This is a genomic window from Salininema proteolyticum (assembly GCF_042685645.1).
Taxonomy (GTDB): domain Bacteria; phylum Actinomycetota; class Actinomycetes; order Mycobacteriales; family Micromonosporaceae; genus Salininema; species Salininema proteolyticum.
Window position 1 is genome coordinate 1,358,308 of the sequence record NZ_JBHUNX010000001.1, and the last position, 15,653, is coordinate 1,373,960.

A 15,653-nucleotide genomic window follows, 5' to 3' on the forward strand; every position below is an offset into this window, starting at 1 on the left:
TTGAATATGATGTCCTATCGGGTTCCGGGCGGCGCCGACGGAAGACTCCGGACCGCGCCGGACCCGATCCTGGACGCCGCCCGACGACTGGCGGACCATCCCCACGACCACGGCTGGCGCGAACTCTACCGCCTTCTCGCCCTGGGGCTCTCGCGCCGTTCGCCGAGCCTGACGTCCCTGCTGTCCTCCGCCCGCGTCCTGCGGCCCGGATCGGGCGCCGTCCACCTCGTCACCCTCTTCGGCATCGCCCTGCGCTCCACCGCCAACGGCCTGTTCGCCGGGATGGCCGACCGGACGGACGACGAGACCCGGCTCGGACTCCTGGAAGAGGCCGCCGCCTCGCGCCGCGCCGACATCCTCGCCACCATGGCGAGCCGCCAGAACTCCTTCACCGGGACGCGGCGGTTCCTCACCGTGCAGGTCCTCACCGCCGCCGTCTTCGACCGCCGGGGCCCGGCCCGCTTCGCCGACCTGGGCACCGGCCTGGGCCTGCTGCCCCGCCAGCTCAACAGTCCGCGCCTGTACCACCGTTTCGCCCCGGGACTCTCCTGGGAGGGAGGGACCCCGCCCTACCGGCCGATCCCGCTGGAGCGCCGCTACGGGGTCGACAAGGGCCCGATGCCGGGGCTCGACTGGGTCCGCCGCTGCTACGGGGCCTCGCCCTACTACGACCGGTTGGCCGACGAGTTGGAGTCCGTCCACACCGACCCCGAACTGGGGCGCGTCCCGGTGCGCTGGAGCGAGTTCGACCTCACCGACACCGCGGCCCTGCGGCGCTTCGTGGTGCGCGAGCGTATCAACGCCGTGAACCTCTCCTACCTCCTCTACCAGCTGACGCCCGCCGACAAGGAGGCGATCCTGGCGACGCTGCGCTCGGCGCTGGCCCCGCCGGGCTTCATCCTGGTCACCGAGCCCCGGGGCGAACTCGGACTGCCCGGCTGCGAGGTGCTCGTGCGCACCGAGGCCACCGGCGCGGAGCCGCTGCGCGTCTACCGGGTCAGCAGCGGCCACTACCGGGGGCGCGCGGCCCGGCTGGAGGGGCACCGCGCCTTCGAGGAGCTCTACCCGATCCACCGGGCCGGTGTCCCCCATGGACCCCGCTGAGACCGGGCGCCTGCCGGTCGGGGAGGAGCGGTCCGACTCCCTGACGCGCCGAGCGCGGTGGAAGAGCGTCGCCGTCGCCACCGCGGCGGTCGTGACGCCGATGGCCATCGGGCTGTGGAGCACCGCCTACCCCCATGTCGTGGAAGCCGCCTTCGACCGCTTGACGGCAGCGGTCGCGGAATACTGGCCCCTCGTCCTCCTCTTCACCGCCGCCGCCGGTCTCGCCGGGCTCCTTCCCGGCGCCGCGCTCCTCGCCCGGGCCCGGCGGGAGAGCGCCGTCCTGAAACGGCTCGAAGAGTCCTTCTCCTCGGCCGTCGTGCGCGAGGACGCCTACCTGATCCGCACCGAGGACGTCGACGACAGGACGCCCGGCGGCGAGCCCGTCGCCGGCCTTCCCCTCCGCTACCTCGAATCGCCGGCCGACAGCGCCGACGTCACCGTGTTCCAGTCCGGCATCGGGCTCGACGCGAGGGACTTCCGCCCGGCGATGCAGCTGCTCCAGGGCCGCCACACGGTCGCACTGACCCAGCTGGGCTTCGACAAGCGCGACTCGGCCGACCCGAGCTTCCGGCCCGCCTCCCTCGACACCAGCGCGCTGACGTTCCTCACCGGACTCGACCTCTGCCGGCGACTCGGCGGAGGGCGTCCCCTGCGGACGGTGCTGTTCTCCTCCGCGGCCGACCTGCTCCTCTACGCCGCCGTCCACTATCCCGACCGGGTGCGGGAACTGGGAATGTCCGAGGCGGTCCTCCTGGACCCCAACGTGAACCGCCGGACCACGACCATCTCCCGGGCGCTGGCCGACTCGGCGGGGCGCAACCGCGTCAAGGCCATGCTGGAAGTGGTCAACTCGGCGGCGGAGGCGCCGGAGCACCGCCAGGAGTCCCTGCTGCGCCACTACTGCCGCTACGCGGCCGTCAACCTGGACAAGGACCTGGAGCGCGTCGTCCTGCACGCCACGGACATCGCCCGGTACTGGGACGTGGAAGGGCATGTCAAGTTCCTCGACCACCTGGGGGCGCTGTGCGACTCGGTGCCGTCGGTGCGGGTCGTGCTGTCCGGCGACAACCTCGACCTGGCGACGGACCTGCTGCGCTCGGCCCGCCGGAGGGGACTGCACTCCACGGTGAGGGCCGCGCGCGGCTCGCACTTCGAGATGCTCGACCCCGAGTACGTGCGGGCCCTCGTCGACTCGCCGTGACGACGGTCCGGCACCTCCGCCGGCGGCCGAAACGGCCCGCGCGGTCAGCGGCCGGCGGCGGTGCCCTCTGGGTTCCGGGCGGACTCCAGCACCGTCCACAGGGCCTTGTTGAGCGTCTCGGGGGCGTCCACCATGGCGAAGTGCCCCGAGCCGGGGATCTCCACCGCAGAGCGGTACAGCCTCTTTCCCGCGCCGTGCTCCGGGAATCCCGTCCTCTCGCCGTAGACGTACGTCGGGCGGGGCAGCGACTCCCACAGGGGCACCAGCTCTCCGCTGTCGCACCAGGCGACCATCGAGCGCGCCGCGGAGTGCAGCACGGCCGGGGCGGCCCGCCCGTACCACTCCGACCAGGCGCGGAGATCCGGTGCGGCCGAGGCGCTCAGGCTGGCCAGGAAGTCGGAGTGCCCCTCGCGGACATAGTCGCGCAGCGACTGCGAGGCGGTGTTCCGGCTGACCAGGCCGCAGTCCTCGCCTACCAGGTTGCCCTCGATCGACGTGAACGACGCCAGGCCAGGTATCGACGACGCCGCGAGCAGCCCGACGGCGCCGCCCATGCTGTGGGCGACCAAGTGGACCTCGTCGAACCGCAGAGTGCGCGCCAGCCCGGCGGTGATCTCCGCGTACAGCGACAGCTGGTCGTGCGCGGATCTTCCGGCCGATGGCGCTCCGCCGTGGCCGGGGAGGTCGAAGGAGCAGACGGTGTAGTCCTCGCGCCAACGCGCGTCGTCGTGGAACGGTGCGAAGGAGTCGCCCGCGCAACCGAATCCGTGGACCAGGAGGACCAGACGGGGCCCGAAACCGTCCATTCTGGCTCGGACCGGGAACGGAGGCGCCCCCGTCACGGGGACGCTGTAGTGGATATTCTTCATGAGACCATCATCGATTCCGGGACTCGGGTTTTTCGAGTGTATGCCCCGTATGCCACGGCCCCGTCCCCGGGTCCGACCCGGTGTAACGCCAGCTGGCGTCCTTCGTGGAACGCCGCGTGTCGCCTATCCGACCGCGAAGGGATTACGCGCGGTACCTGTCGATGACCGCTCCGAGTCCGTCCATATGGCGCTTGAGGCCGTACTCGAACATATCGTCCAGGCTCCCCGGGTGCTCCACCCGCGAGAGGCGCGGATGGCTGTCGGGCTGAAGGACCTCCTCGAAGTCGGCCCCGCGCTCCTCCCACCACTCCCTCAGGCTCTGCTCGCCGGAGTTCTCCTCGTCGGCGTGCGCCATGCCCAGCCCCAGCACGAAGGCGGACAGGAGGAGCATCTCCTTGACGGCGACGTCGTCGGGGACGCCCATGCCGTCGAACGCGCTGAGCCCCCACTCCGTGTGGGCGATCGCGTTGGGGACCAAGGCCGGGCGGGTGAGGGAGACGGTCCGGGCGAGCCAGGGGTGGCGGCGGTACATCTCCCATTCCAGGCGGCACATTGCCTCCAACCGGGGTCGCCAGCCCTCCGGACTGCGCTCCGGCAGGGCCTCCCGGAAGGCCTCGTCGGCCATCTGCCGGATCAGGTGGTCCTTGCCGTCGACATGGTGGTATAGCGACATGACGCTCACACCCAGATGCGCCGCGACACGGCGCATGGAGACGGCGTCCAGGCCCTCGGCGTCGGCGATGTCCAACCCCGCCCGGACGATCTGATCCCTGCCCAGCGGCTCCGGTGAAGCCGGCGCAGGCGCGTCGGCCGGACTCGTCCCGTCCCGCACCACCGTCCCCACCCCGTGAACCGGCTCGACCAGTCCGCGCCGCTGCAGATCCGCCAGCACCCTGGTGGCCGTCGCGATGGCCACGCCGAAATCGCGCGCTATCGCCCGCGCGGAGGGCACCTTCTCCCCGACGCCTATGCGCCCCGCGTCGATGTCGAGGGCGATCTCGTCGGCGATGGCGCGATATCCGGCGGAAGGGTGGTCGCTCATGCCCCGAGTGTACTACCTAGCTGTGGTGTACTACCCGTCCTTCGGGGTGTACTGCCCGGCGTTATCGCCACGGCCCCTTGTTATAACGCTCCTGACGAAGGGCCGTAGTACGGCCAGTACGGCCTTGTAGTAGTACGCATACGATGTACGAAACGAAAGGGGAACCCATGAACATCGAACGACGCCCGCTCGTCGGCGGCGGATCCTTCCAGACGGTCGACCACCTCACCGTCTCGGGAAGCCAGAGAGAGATCGGGGGCGCGCTCGCCGCGGTGGCCGCCGAGATCTACGGATGGAAACCGGTGCCGACCGCCGACCGCGACGTCAGCCGGGCCCGCCGCGCCTGGTTCCAGCGCCACTGGCCGCAGCATTACGAGCGTATGGCCGGCATCGCCGACCACGTCGGAGCCGACCTGGAGGCCGACGCCGTCCACCTCGACGGCATCGGCGGCATACCCGTCGGATCGGCCTGCTCCGCGCTGTGGATGCCCCCGGCCTCCACCGCCGGCGGCCACGGCCTCATCGGACGCAACTACGACTTCTTCACCTACACCGCCACCGAACTGTTCTCGCAGATGTCCGGCGAAAAGGTCGACGCCCCCGACGGCGAGGCCCCTCTCGCCTCCCGCCCTGCGGTCGTCACCTGCCTGCCCGACGAGGGTTACGCGAGCACCTTCATCACCATGAACGACCTCAGCGGCTGTATGGACGGCATCAACGAACACGGCCTGGCCGTGACCCTCCTGATCGCCGACGCGGAGAACGTCCCCGCGCCGGACGAGTCGGCCGGGCCGCAGGTGGGCGTGGACTCCCTCCAGGCTCCCCGCTACCTCCTCGACACCTGCAGGAACGTCGACGAGGCGAAGCAGGCGCTGCTGGGCGCGAAGTACTACGACTACGGGAGCGCCATACACTATCTGATCGCCGACGCCTCCGGAGAGGCCTTCGTGTGGGAGCGCGGTTCGGTGGGCGACGAGCACATCGTCCGCGCCGAGGGGGCCATGTGCGTGACCAACTACCTCCTGCACCGCCACCCGCTCGGAAGCGACCTGCCCGAGGACAACGAGGAGACTCTGCGGGCCTACGAGCGCTCGGAGAGGCTCCAGACGCGTTTCGAGGAGAAGGCCGTGACCGGGGAGCGGATCCGCGAGATGCTCGACGATGTGCGCTTCAACGCCGGGAACGCCGGCGCCTACCCGACGCGGACCCTGTGGCGCACCGTCTTCGACACCGCGGAGCGCACCCTCTCGACTCACTTCTACAAGTGGGACGACGAGGCCGGGCAGCCGGTCCACAGCGAGGAGTTCACCTTCAAGGCCGGTTAAGCGCCCGACCGACTCAGACCCGCCCCGGGAAAGGAAACCACCCCGATACGGCGGCCCGCGGACCAGCCGCGGGCCGCCGCCCTCACTTCAATCGCCTCTTCGTCTTCGCCGTGGCCTCCATCGAGTACGGGTCCTCCGGCCACGGGTGCTTCGGATAGCGGCCCCGCATCTCCTTGCGCACCTCCTTATACGGCCCCTCCCAGAACGACGTCAGATCCGACGTGACCGCCAAGGGCCTTCCCGCCGGACTCAACAGGTGCAGCGTCACCGCCACGCCCGAAACCCGCGGAGTCTCGGTGGCGCCGAACATCTCCTGCAGCTTGACCGCCAGGACTGGGGCCTCGCCCCCGTAGTCCAGGCGGGCCTTCCGCCCGCTCGGGATGCCCAGCGCCTCGGGTGCCGCCTCGTCGATAGACACCTGCCAGGGCAGTAGATTCCGCAGCGCCTGCCCCATCGGGATCCTCGCGACGTCCTTCCGCGACCGGGCCCGGGACCACCACGGCTCCAGCCAGTCGGTCGAGGACAGGAGATCCTCATCGGACACGCCCGGCCACGGATCACCGACGACCCTGTGGCAGAAGGCCATCCGCTCCCTCAACCGTTCGGCGTCCTCGGTCCACGTGAGCATGCCCAACCCCTCGATCCGCAGGCCCTCGGCCAGCGCGGCGCCCACCTCGCCGGGATCGACCTCCCGCAACGGCTTGGACTCCACCTCGATCGCACCGAGACGGCGCACCCGGCGCGCGGCCACGGTTCCGCGCTCGCGGTCCCACTCGACGCGGTCTTCCACCACGTCGCCGACCAGCTCGCAGGCCAGCTCCCCATCGATCGGCACGGCCGCGCGGATGCGGGCGGCGGCTTGCCCTCTCGAACGGTCGGCGTCGGCGATCGCGAGCCACTCGCACCCCGACAGCGACGACCCCTGCGAGGCAACGGCGCCGGTGCCCGCGACGGTCCGCCACTGGCCACCCTGTCTCCGCGCCACCCTCTCCGGGAACGCCAGGGCGACGACCGTCGCGGCCGTCTCGTCGTCCCCGGTGCGGACGTCGTTGCGTTCGACGGCGCGCTCCAGCCTCCGCACCTCCGCCTGCCACTGCCGGTCCTTCTGCGCGCGCAGGCGCCTCCACTCGGCGAGGAGATCGTCGCCGCGTCCGCGCCGGTCCAGGTTCAGCAGCGCCGCGACTTCTGCCGCGCCGGCACTGCCGACCCGCTCGGCCCCGTCCAGCAGGGCCCGGGCCAGACGCGGGTGGACGCCGGCCTTGGCCAGCGCGCGGCCCCGTGCGGTCGCCCCGCCGTCGGCGTTCACGGCTCCCAGCGAGGAGAGCACCTCGCCGGCAGCGGTCAGTGCGCCCGGCGAAGGACGCGATGGCAGGGAGAGCTCGTCGACGGGGGTGCCCCAGCACGCCGCCTGCAGCGCGAAGGACGTCAGGTCGGAGGTGTCGATGTCCGGCAGGGGATGCGCGGGGCGGCGCGGGTGCTCGGCCTCTCCCCAACAGCGCCACACCGACCCCGCGGCCTCTCGGCCCGCTCGTCCGGCGCGCTGGTCGGTCGAGGACCGCGGCGCCGGGACGGTCGTCAGGCCCGGCAGTCCGCGCGCGTGGTCGATGACCGGTCGCCGGGAGAGGCCCGCGTCCACCACGATGCGCACGCCCGGAACGGTCAGGCTGGATTCCGCGATATCGGTCGACAGCACGACTCTGCGGCGCCCGCCGGGGCTGAGCGCGGCGTCCTGGGCCGACCCGGACACCGATCCGTGCAATTGATATATCTCGGCTCCGATATGGTCCAGTCGCTCCGCGACCCGGCGGATCTCGCCCGCGCCGGGAAGGAAGCAGAGCAGGTCGCCCTCGTCCTCGTCCAGCGCCCGGGTAACGGTGTGCGCGACATGGTCGAGGAAGCGGTTGTCCACGCGCAGACCGTCGGGCGGGGCGATGCGCTCGCGCGGCGGGGCCCAGTGCATGGCGACGGGGTGCTCCATCGGGTGGGACTCGACGGTCGGGGCGCCGCCGAGCAGGTCGTTCCACAGTGCCACGTCCACCGTCGCGGAGGCGGCCACAAGACTCAGGTCCGGCCGCAGGACCGCGCGCGTCTCCAGGAGGAAGGCCAGGGCCGTGTCCATTTCCAGGTGGCGCTCGTGGCATTCGTCGAGGACGACGACGTCGACGCCGGGCAGCTCGGGGTCGGCCAGAAGCCGGTTGAGGAGCACTCCGGTCGTCACGACCTCTATGACGGTGTCCCCGGACTTCTTGGAGTCGCCGCGGATCTGGTAACCGACGCGTCGGCCCGCCGCCTCGCCGAGGAGGGAGGCCATGCGCCGCGCGGCCGCGCGGGTGGCGAGCCGGCGGGGTTCGGCGACGAGGACGCGGCGCGGGGGAGCGCCGTCGTCGAGCAGCCCGGCGAGCGCCAGCGGGGCGACGGTCGTCTTTCCCGTTCCGGGCGGGGCGGCGAGCACGGCCGTCCCGGTGTCGGCCACCGCCGCTTCGAGCGCGGGCAGGGCGGACAGTATCGGCAGGTCGGGGAGTGTCGGCATGGCGTCCATTGTCGCAGTACGGGGCGGGGCGCTCTGGCACCCCGCCCCTCCGGCCGCCGGGTTCACACGGCGGCTCCTGCCGTCAGTCCACCGTTCGCGTCACGAGCTTCAGGTGCCACTTCTTCAGGATCGGGTTGATCGGCTGGAAGAAGGTGGTTCCGCCGCGGCGGCAGTCGCCGGATCCGCCGGAGGTCATGCCCTGGGCGCTGTTGCCGGTGATGAAGGAGCCGCCCGAGTCGCCGGGCTCGGCGCAGGCGCTGGTGCGGGTGAGTCCGCGGACGGTGCCCTGCGGGTAGTGGACCGTCTGCTTCTTGGCCTCGATGTACCCGCACTGCCAGCCGGTGGTGGAGCCGGAGCGGCAGACGGAGGAGCCCACGGCGGCCTCGTCGGAGTCGTAGACGTGGCGGGAGCCGTTGTAGGTGTTGACGATGTTGTAGAGGGTCTGGTCCGAGCCGACGGAGGCCCAGGCGCCGTCGTTGCGGGGGAAGATCGAGTCCTCGAAGATGCCGGGAGAGGCGTTTCCGCCGGTGACCCTGTCGCCGGGTTCGCCGCAGTGGCCGGCGGTGGTGAAGCCCTTGGCCGAGCCCTTGGTGACGGCGAACCCGACCGAGCAGCGCCAGGAGTTCTCGACGTTGTAGGCGTCGCCGCCGCGGACGTAGTAGGGCTCGTAGGCCTCGTCGGCGACCGTGATGTCCACTGCGCTGGGATCGGCCCCGGCGTCCGCGACGAGGCTGTCGGCGGCGGCGGGGTCGGTGGCTTCGAGGACGACGGTGTTGTCGCGGACGTCGATGTACCAGCCGGCGATGCCGTCGGTCTCTCCGGCGGCCTCGAAGGAGTCGGTCACCGACTCGAGCTCGGCCATGCTGTGGTCGACGACCACCGTGTCCACCCCGGACGGGGCGGTTTCTCCCAGGGAGGTGGACGCGGCGGTGACGCTCCCGTCCGGGTCGATCCAGACGCCTGCGTATCCGGCGCCGTAGTCGTCGGCGAGTTCGGTGTCGAGGTCGGAGGCGACGGCTTCGACGGCGAGGCGGTCGTGGGCCTCGGAGCGGGTGAGTCCGAGTTGGTCGGTCATGGCGGCGATGAGTTCCGGTGAGACGGCGCCTTCGAGGTCGGCCCGGGCTTCGGCGGTTCGGGACTGGAGACTGTCGGCCATGGCGGGGCCGGCCGCTGTCAGGGCGTAGGCCGCGGTGACGGCCGCCGCCCCCGCCGCGGCGAGAATCGCTTTGCGTTTCACGGTTTTCCTCCTCCGTTGAGTGGACGGGATCGCTCCCGGGGCCCGCGAACGGGCCTATGGCAGAACGGTAGAGGGAAAACAGTGGTTCGTAAATATGAGAATATGTTGAACTAACTTCAATATGGGGCGACGGGCCAGGTGAGCCTCGTGATTCCTCTTGTCCGACAAGGCGAAAGCAAGGGAGAACCCTGTCTGTCCGGAGGGTATACCCGTTAATAGTGCACAAACGGCGTGGAGCCCGTCGGATTCCCGACTGGAGGAGGACGGAGAAACGGGCGGAGCGCCACTGCGCTCCGCCCGTCGGTGCGGGGTCGGTCCGGTGGGCCGCCCCCGGGGCGTCAGGCCGTCACCAGGGTGAGTCCCCAGGCGTTGAGCGCGGGATTGATCGGCTGGAAGAAGGTCGTGCCGCCGCTGCGGCAGTCGCCGGAGCCGCCCGAGGTCATGCCCTGGGCGCTGTAACCGCTGATGAACGAACCGCCCGAGTCGCCGGGCTCGGCGCAGACGGTGGTGCGGGTGAGGCCGTTGACGGTCCCCTGCGGGTAGGAGACGGACTGGTTCTTCGCCTGCACGGTGCCGCAGTGCCAGCCCGTGGTGGAGCCGGAGCGGCAGATGGAGGCGCCCACCGCGGCCTCGTTGGAGTTGTACACGGCCCGGGAGCCGGAGTACATGTTGACCGAACCGTACAGCTGCTGGTTGGAGCCCACCGAGACCCAGGCGGCGTCCGCGCCGGGGAAGACCGACTGCTGGAACGTGCCCGGGGAGGCGCTGCCGCCGGTGACCGACGAGCCGGCGGAACCGCAGTGGCCGGCGGTCACGAAGCCCTTGGTGGAGCCCTGGGTGACCGCGAAACCGACGGAGCAGCGCGAGGAGTTGTTGATGTAGTAGGCGTCCCCTCCCCGCACGTAGTACGGCTCGTACTCGGCGTCGGTGACCTCGACGGTCACGGCGTCGGCGTCGGTCCGCGACTCGGCGATGAAGTCGCTCGCCGCGTCGGAGTCGGTGGCTTCGAGGACGACGGTGTTGTCGCGGACGTCGATGTACCAGCCGGCGATGCCGTCGGCCTCTCCGGCGGCCTCGAAGGAGTCGGTCACCGACTCGAGCTCGGCCATGCTGTGGTCGACCACGACGGTGTCGACGCCCGTCGGGGCGCTCTCGGACGCCGAGGTGGTGGCGGCGGCGACGCCGTCCCCGGACTCGAGGATCCACACGCCCGCGTAGGAGGCTCCGAAGTCGTCGCTCAGCTCGCTCTGCAGCTCGGAGGCGACGCTCTCGACGGCCAGGAGGTCGTAGGCCTCGGCCGTGGTGAGGTCGAGCTGGTCGGTCATGGCCGTGAGGAGCGAGGTGTCGACCTTGCCCTCGAGGTCGGCCCGGGCGTCGGCCGCCCTGTCGCTGAGGCTGTCGGCTTGGGCGGGAGCGGCCGCGGAGAGCGCGGCGGCCGCGATGGCCACCGCACCCGCGGCGGCGAATGTCGCTTTGCGTTTCATGATGTCTTCTCTTCCGTTGTGTGTACGGGTTTCTCACCCGAGAGCCCCGGTGAGGGCCTCGTACGGAACGGTAGAAAAGAAATCGATATTTGTACATAGGCATATTGGGGTGGTGATCGGCCCACACTGCGAACGCCCTGGTAGTCGGCGTCGACCTCATGGAGGCTACCGGAAATGCAAGGGTTTTCCCTCCGTGCCGTCCCGGCGTTCCCGGTCCGGAGGGAGGCGCTCAAACTCCTCTGCGGTGAAGGGCCGCAGGGGGTCCGGACGATCGAGCCGAACCCCGCTCAACCGAGGTGGACCTCTCCGGAACGCCGGAAACCGTGCTCGATACGCAACCCGGTCGACGGATGCACGTCGAGCTCCGCCACCTCGTCCTCGCCGCACCAGCGCAAGAGGGGCGATTCGGCGGACGGCCGCAGTCGGCCGCCCACCGCTTCCCCGCGGAAGCACAGTGCGAACTGCTGGCGCACCTCACCGTCGCCGTAATCGATCACGTGCGAGGGATCGGTGTACGTGCCCACGAACCCGGTCAACCGCACCTCCAGCCCCGTCTCCTCGCGCGCCTCGCGGACGGCCGTCTCCGGCAGGGACTCGCCCAGCTCGTGAGTGCCTCCCGGCAGCGCCCACAGGCCGTTGTCGCTGCGGCGGAGCAAGAGCACGCGGCCCGCGCCGTCCTCGACGAACACGCACGCGGCGGGCACGGCAGACGTCGGTTCGGGCGCTTCAGCGTCTCCCCAGTGATCGATGCGAACCATGCGCCCATTATCCGATTGACGGTCGCCGAGCTCCCCTCTAGGGTCATAACATGCTGAAAGACATCTTCCCCTTCCTCGGTACGACCATCCGGACCCCGCGACTCGAGATGCGAGTGGCCGACGACGCGGAGCGCGCCGCTCTCGCCGACGTGGCCGTCGGCGGCATCTACCCGGAGGGGAAGAACCCGTTCACGACCGAATGGGCCGAGGTCGAGCCCGAGACGCTGCGCCGCAACTTCCTCCAGCACCACTGGGCGGCCATGGCCACCTGGAAGCCGGAGAAGTGGACCCTCATGCTCACGGTTTTCGTCGGCGGAGAACCGGTCGGCGTGCAGGACGTCGGAGCGAGGGACTTCGGGGTGACCCGACTGGTGAACTCCAGCTCGTGGCTCGGCCGCGATGCCCAGGGCAAGGGCCTCGGCACCGAGATGCGGGCCGCCATGCTCGAGTTCGCCTTCACACGGCTGGAGGCCGATTTCGCCGCGTCGGAGTCCTTCGAGGGCAACCTCGCCTCGGAGACGGTCTCGAAGAAGAACGGCTACGAGGGCAATGGAGTCGACACCATCACCGTCGCCGGCGAGGCCAAGGCGCTCAACCGCTGGCTGCTCACGCGCGAACGCTGGGAGCGCCACCGCCGCGACGACATCGAGATCACCGGCTTCACACCCGAGTGCCGGCCCCTCTTCGGACTGGAGGAGTGACGATGCGACCCGACGAGGCGTTCCCCTTCTTCGGGATCGAGATCCGCACCCCGCGACTGAGCCTGCGCCTGGGCGGCGACGAGGACAACCTCGCGCTCGCGCGGGTGGCCGCTAGCGGCATCTACCCGGCAGGGCGGATCCCCTTCGTCTCCACCTGGGCCGAGGAGGACCCGGACGTCCTGCCCCGCAACCTCCTCCAGCACCGCTGGGGCAACCTCTCCGGGCAGCGGCCCGGGGACTGGAACCTCCACTTCACCGTCTTCCACGAGGGGGGTCCGGTCGGCGTGCAGAGCCTCTGGGCGAAGGACTTCGGAGTGCGGCGGACGGTCAACTCCGGATCCTGGCTCGGACGTGACTTCCAGGGCCGGGGCCTCGGCACCGAGATGAGGGCGGCGGTTCTGGAACTGGGATTCGCGACGCTGGGCGCCGAGCTGGCGCACTCCGGTTCGTTCCGGGGCAACGCCGCTTCGGAGGCCGTCTCGCGCAAGCTGGGCTACGAACCCAACGGCATAGAGGTCTACGCGGTGAAGGGCGAGCGCAAGATCTCGCAGAACTGGCTGCTGCGGCGGGAGGCGTGGGAGCGGAGCCGGCGCGAGGTCATCTCGGTCTCCGGCGTCACTCCCGCCTGCCTCGAGTTCTTCGGCCTCACCCCGTAGGCTCGTTCGCCATGATCGCGAAGACGGCGCCCTGCGGGTCCGCCGCCAGCGCGATGCGGCCGGCGCCCTCCATCGTGGCGGGCTTCATGAGGAGGGTGCCGCCGCCGGAGGAGATCGCCTCGGCCGTGGCGTCGCAGTCGGCCGTCGCGAAGTACACCGTCCATCCGGACGGCTGTCCGGGCACGTCCGCCCCGGTGCCGTCCGGCTGGAAGAGGCCGCTGTGGGTATCGTTCTCCCCGCCTGTCGAGGCGGCGGTGTAGACGCCGTCGCCGTCGGGCATCGGGTAGTCGAAGTAGGTCCACCCGAAGAGCGAACGGTAGAAGTCCTTGTCCCGGTCTCGGTTCGCGGTGGACAGCTCGGTCCAGCACAGGGCGCCGGGGTCGCCCAGCGCGTCGAGGCCCTTGACGGTTCCCGGCTGCCAGACGGAGAATCCGGCCCCGGAGGGGTCGGCGAAGGCGGCCAGGGAACCCATGTCGAAGACCCGCATGGGTTCTTCCCGCACGGTGCCGCCGGCGTCGCGCACGGCCGCGGCGGCGGCCTCGGCGTCGTCGGTCATGAAGTACAGGCCCCAGGACGGCGCGGCCCCCATGGAGGGGCCCATGGCGGCGACGGTCTTCCCGTCCTTCTTGAAGAACCCGTAGCCGCCCGCCTCGGGCGGCAGGGGCTCGTGCTCCCAGCCGAAGACCGACCGGTAGAAGCCGGCGGAGGCGGCGAAGTCGTTGCTGCCCACGTCGACCCATACCGGTCGGCCCACGGTGAACTCGGTCGTCAGCATCAGGTCCTCTCGCTCTCTGCCGCCGGTGCGGCTCACCGCCATTATCGCGTGGCGGAGCGCAGCGGGCGGCAGATCGGAGAAGGCGCGGACGGCCGACGCCTCTCCCGTCCCGGGACGATCCCCGTGGGGAGCGGCGGCCCCGGGCAGGGGGGCGTCGGTGTTCTACTCGTCGTGGGTGAGGCCCACGATGTTGCCGTCGGCGTCGGCGACCGTGGCGATCGTCCTGCCGCCTCCGACCGGCTGCGGCTTCTGGCGCACCTCGCCGCCGGCCGCGGTGAGGGCGGCGATGGCCGCTTCGAGGTCCTCGACCGCGCGGTAGGGGACCGGGCCGGTGAGGCCCTGTTCGAAGCCGTGCGGGTTGAGGCCGACCGTCTGCCCCTCGAGCTCGAAGCCGACGTAGTACTCGGAGTCCTGCGCGGGGCCGGTGCCGAGCAGTTCGGAGTAGAACGCCTTGGCTCCCTCCAGGTCCTTGACGGGGACGATGACGGTGGCGAAACGGTTGTCCATGACGGGTTCCTCTCTGGTCTAATCTATGAGACACCCATATGACGGCGCCGGGAAGGAAAACGTGACCGATGGGCGGAAAAGACGCTCTGGCCAGGGCTTTCGACCGGGAGCGCGGGCGTCTGCTCGGGGTTGCCCGGCGCATCCTCGGCTCGCACGCCGAAGCGGAGGACGCCGTGCAGGAGGCCTGGATCCGCCTGGACCGCCAGGACCCGGAGCGGATCGAGAACCTGCCGGGGTGGTTGACGACGGTCGTGGCGCGCCTCTGCCTCGACATCCTGGAGTCGAAGCCGCGTGCCAAGGAGACGCCCTGGGGCGCGGACTTCGACGACGGCGCGGTGGCCGGCCCGGAGGAGGACGCCCTGTGGACCGAGACGATGGGCGCGGCGCTCATGGTGGTGCTCGACCGGCTGGAGCCCGCGGAGCGGACGGCGTTCGTCCTGCACGACCTGTTCGGGCTGAAGTTCGGTGAGATAGCGCCGGTGCTCGACCGGACGGTGGAGGCGACCCGGAAGCTCGCCAGCCGGGCGAGGAGGCGGTTGAGGGAGGCGCGTCCGAGCGCGGAGACCGATCCGGCGCGCCAGTACGAGGTCGTCACCTCGTTCCTCGCCGCCGCGCGGGAGGGCCGGTTCGACGCTCTGATGGAGCTGTTGGACCCCGACGTGGAGCTGTTCGTCGACTCGGCGGCAGGGGAGCTGGGCGCCGGAGCCAGGAGCGGGGCCGGGGCGGTGGCCGCGCTGTTCGATGGGGGCGCCCAGACGGCGTTCCCCATGCTGCTGGGAGCGGCGTCGGGCGCGGCCTGGGTCCTCCGGGGCGAGGCGAAGGTCGCCTTCGACTTCACGGTGGAGGACGGCAGGATCACCGCCATCCGCCTCATCGGCGGCGAGGACGCCCTCAGGGAACTGGTGCCCGTCGCCCTGCCCCGGTGACCTCAGAGCCTCAGTTCTTGCCACCCTGGGAGCGGCGCGGCTTGCGACCGCCCATGAACTGGAAGCCGGGGTGGACTCCCGGCTGCAGCCCCTGTTGCCGGACGATCTTGTCCAGCAGGCCGTTCAGTTGCGCGCGCTCGCCGTCATCGAGCGCGTCCAGCAGGTCGTCCTCGTGCTCGCCGCCGATCGTCCGCATCTTCGCCAGTGCGTCCTCTGCCTTCTCCGTCAGGTGGAGGGCGGTGTTGCGCCGGTCCGAGGGATTGACGCGCCTTTCCACCAGGTCCCGTTCGGCCAGGCCGTCGATGAGGGAGACGACCCTGCTGGGAACGACGTCGAGCGCCGTGGCGAGCGAGCGCTGACTGCGGCCCGGCTCCCGGGCGATGAGCCGGAGCAGGCCGACGTCGGGCGGAGTGAGCCCCAGGGGTTCGAGTCGGCGCGCGAACTTCATCGCGGCGTGCCCTCCGACTTGAGCCAGCATGAAGGCCGTTCCTCGAGGTCTTTGCGGTGTTTCCGAGTTTCCTGACTGCTGCACTTGACT

General features: G+C 70.8%; 15 protein-coding genes. 6 read left to right on the forward strand and 9 right to left on the reverse strand.

The window, feature by feature from the left end; genetic code table 11:
• Nucleotides 1-9 precede the first annotated feature (9 nt).
• A complete protein-coding gene (locus tag ACFTE1_RS06375; protein WP_380625433.1) occupies nt 10-1,104 on the forward strand; it encodes a hypothetical protein in 1,095 nt (364 codons plus the stop codon).
• Nucleotides 1,091-2,305: an alpha/beta fold hydrolase gene (locus tag ACFTE1_RS06380; protein ID WP_380625435.1), complete on the forward strand. Its 1,215-nt coding sequence runs from the start codon at nt 1,091-1,093 to the stop codon at nt 2,303-2,305. The genes ACFTE1_RS06375 and ACFTE1_RS06380 overlap by 14 nt, the downstream gene beginning before the upstream one ends.
• A gap of 44 nt (nt 2,306-2,349) precedes the next feature.
• Here the strand turns inward: ACFTE1_RS06380 and ACFTE1_RS06385 are convergent, their stop codons facing one another.
• Nucleotides 2,350-3,174 carry an alpha/beta fold hydrolase gene (locus ACFTE1_RS06385; RefSeq protein ID WP_380625437.1) on the reverse strand — a complete coding sequence of 275 codons (825 nt, stop codon included), beginning with the start codon at nt 3,172-3,174 and terminating at the stop codon, nt 2,350-2,352.
• A 142-nt stretch (nt 3,175-3,316) separates the two neighbouring features.
• Complete coding sequence (locus ACFTE1_RS06390) at nt 3,317-4,216, reverse strand: TetR/AcrR family transcriptional regulator C-terminal domain-containing protein (protein WP_380625439.1); 900 nt, start codon at nt 4,214-4,216, stop codon at nt 3,317-3,319.
• 167 nt (nt 4,217-4,383) lie between these two features.
• Here ACFTE1_RS06390 and ACFTE1_RS06395 point away from each other — a divergent pair, with 167 nt between their 5' ends.
• Nucleotides 4,384-5,541 (forward strand): C45 family autoproteolytic acyltransferase/hydolase, encoded by a 1,158-nt coding sequence (locus ACFTE1_RS06395; RefSeq protein ID WP_380625441.1) that lies wholly within the window; start codon nt 4,384-4,386, stop codon nt 5,539-5,541.
• An 82-nt stretch (nt 5,542-5,623) separates the two neighbouring features.
• Here ACFTE1_RS06395 and hrpB read toward each other — a convergent pair whose 3' ends face one another.
• The 4 genes from hrpB to ACFTE1_RS06415 form a co-directional block, all read right to left on the reverse strand.
• Nucleotides 5,624-8,080: an ATP-dependent helicase HrpB gene (gene hrpB, locus ACFTE1_RS06400; RefSeq protein ID WP_380625443.1), complete on the reverse strand. Its 2,457-nt coding sequence runs from the start codon at nt 8,078-8,080 to the stop codon at nt 5,624-5,626.
• A 73-nt stretch (nt 8,081-8,153) separates the two neighbouring features.
• The gene (locus tag ACFTE1_RS06405) at nt 8,154-9,308 is read right to left on the reverse strand and encodes a S1 family peptidase (RefSeq protein ID WP_380625445.1); all 1,155 of its coding nucleotides are present in this window, start codon (nt 9,306-9,308) and stop codon (nt 8,154-8,156) included.
• A gap of 338 nt (nt 9,309-9,646) precedes the next feature.
• A complete protein-coding gene (locus ACFTE1_RS06410; protein ID WP_380625447.1) occupies nt 9,647-10,792 on the reverse strand; it encodes a S1 family peptidase in 1,146 nt (381 codons plus the stop codon).
• 287 nt (nt 10,793-11,079) lie between these two features.
• The gene (locus ACFTE1_RS06415; protein ID WP_380625449.1) at nt 11,080-11,550 is read right to left on the reverse strand and encodes an NUDIX hydrolase; all 471 of its coding nucleotides are present in this window, start codon (nt 11,548-11,550) and stop codon (nt 11,080-11,082) included.
• 50 nt (nt 11,551-11,600) lie between these two features.
• Here ACFTE1_RS06415 and ACFTE1_RS06420 point away from each other — a divergent pair, with 50 nt between their 5' ends.
• Together ACFTE1_RS06420 and ACFTE1_RS06425 are read left to right on the forward strand one after the other, a co-directional pair.
• Complete coding sequence (locus tag ACFTE1_RS06420) at nt 11,601-12,251, forward strand: GNAT family N-acetyltransferase (protein WP_380625451.1); 651 nt, start codon at nt 11,601-11,603, stop codon at nt 12,249-12,251.
• Nucleotides 12,252-12,253: 2 nt separating this feature from the next.
• The gene (locus tag ACFTE1_RS06425) at nt 12,254-12,907 is read left to right on the forward strand and encodes a GNAT family N-acetyltransferase (protein ID WP_380625453.1); all 654 of its coding nucleotides are present in this window, start codon (nt 12,254-12,256) and stop codon (nt 12,905-12,907) included.
• Here the strand turns inward: ACFTE1_RS06425 and ACFTE1_RS06430 are convergent.
• Nucleotides 12,897-13,718: a VOC family protein gene (locus ACFTE1_RS06430; protein WP_380762629.1), complete on the reverse strand. Its 822-nt coding sequence runs from the start codon at nt 13,716-13,718 to the stop codon at nt 12,897-12,899. The two genes, ACFTE1_RS06425 and ACFTE1_RS06430, sit on opposite strands and share 11 nt — an antisense overlap.
• A gap of 126 nt (nt 13,719-13,844) precedes the next feature.
• Nucleotides 13,845-14,189 (reverse strand): VOC family protein, encoded by a 345-nt coding sequence (locus ACFTE1_RS06435; protein WP_380625457.1) that lies wholly within the window; start codon nt 14,187-14,189, stop codon nt 13,845-13,847.
• 68 nt (nt 14,190-14,257) lie between these two features.
• Here ACFTE1_RS06435 and ACFTE1_RS06440 point away from each other — a divergent pair, with 68 nt between their 5' ends.
• Nucleotides 14,258-15,115 carry a sigma-70 family RNA polymerase sigma factor gene (locus ACFTE1_RS06440; protein ID WP_380625459.1) on the forward strand — a complete coding sequence of 286 codons (858 nt, stop codon included), beginning with the start codon at nt 14,258-14,260 and terminating at the stop codon, nt 15,113-15,115.
• A gap of 10 nt (nt 15,116-15,125) precedes the next feature.
• On the opposite strand, the gene ACFTE1_RS06445 is transcribed toward ACFTE1_RS06440, so the two are convergent.
• Complete coding sequence (locus ACFTE1_RS06445; protein ID WP_380625462.1) at nt 15,126-15,593, reverse strand: MarR family winged helix-turn-helix transcriptional regulator; 468 nt, start codon at nt 15,591-15,593, stop codon at nt 15,126-15,128.
• Nucleotides 15,594-15,653 lie beyond the last annotated feature (60 nt).

What these genes read in the sequence shown, in the direction of transcription:
- ACFTE1_RS06375 (WP_380625433.1), top strand. Translation starts at nt 10, where the DNA reads ATGTCCTATCGGGTTCCGGGCGGCGCCGACGGAAGACTCCGGACCGCG.
- ACFTE1_RS06380 (WP_380625435.1), top strand. Translation starts at nt 1,091, where the DNA reads ATGGACCCCGCTGAGACCGGGCGCCTGCCGGTCGGGGAGGAGCGGTCC.
- ACFTE1_RS06385 (WP_380625437.1), bottom strand. Translation starts at nt 3,174, where the DNA reads ATGAAGAATATCCACTACAGCGTCCCCGTGACGGGGGCGCCTCCGTTC.
- ACFTE1_RS06390 (WP_380625439.1), bottom strand. Translation starts at nt 4,216, where the DNA reads ATGAGCGACCACCCTTCCGCCGGATATCGCGCCATCGCCGACGAGATC.
- ACFTE1_RS06395 (WP_380625441.1), top strand. Translation starts at nt 4,384, where the DNA reads ATGAACATCGAACGACGCCCGCTCGTCGGCGGCGGATCCTTCCAGACG.
- hrpB (WP_380625443.1), bottom strand. Translation starts at nt 8,080, where the DNA reads ATGGACGCCATGCCGACACTCCCCGACCTGCCGATACTGTCCGCCCTG.
- ACFTE1_RS06410 (WP_380625447.1), bottom strand. Translation starts at nt 10,792, where the DNA reads ATGAAACGCAAAGCGACATTCGCCGCCGCGGGTGCGGTGGCCATCGCG.
- ACFTE1_RS06415 (WP_380625449.1), bottom strand. Translation starts at nt 11,550, where the DNA reads ATGGTTCGCATCGATCACTGGGGAGACGCTGAAGCGCCCGAACCGACG.
- ACFTE1_RS06420 (WP_380625451.1), top strand. Translation starts at nt 11,601, where the DNA reads ATGCTGAAAGACATCTTCCCCTTCCTCGGTACGACCATCCGGACCCCG.
- ACFTE1_RS06425 (WP_380625453.1), top strand. Translation starts at nt 12,254, where the DNA reads ATGCGACCCGACGAGGCGTTCCCCTTCTTCGGGATCGAGATCCGCACC.
- ACFTE1_RS06435 (WP_380625457.1), bottom strand. Translation starts at nt 14,189, where the DNA reads ATGGACAACCGTTTCGCCACCGTCATCGTCCCCGTCAAGGACCTGGAG.
- ACFTE1_RS06440 (WP_380625459.1), top strand. Translation starts at nt 14,258, where the DNA reads ATGGGCGGAAAAGACGCTCTGGCCAGGGCTTTCGACCGGGAGCGCGGG.
- ACFTE1_RS06445 (WP_380625462.1), bottom strand. Translation starts at nt 15,593, where the DNA reads ATGCTGGCTCAAGTCGGAGGGCACGCCGCGATGAAGTTCGCGCGCCGA.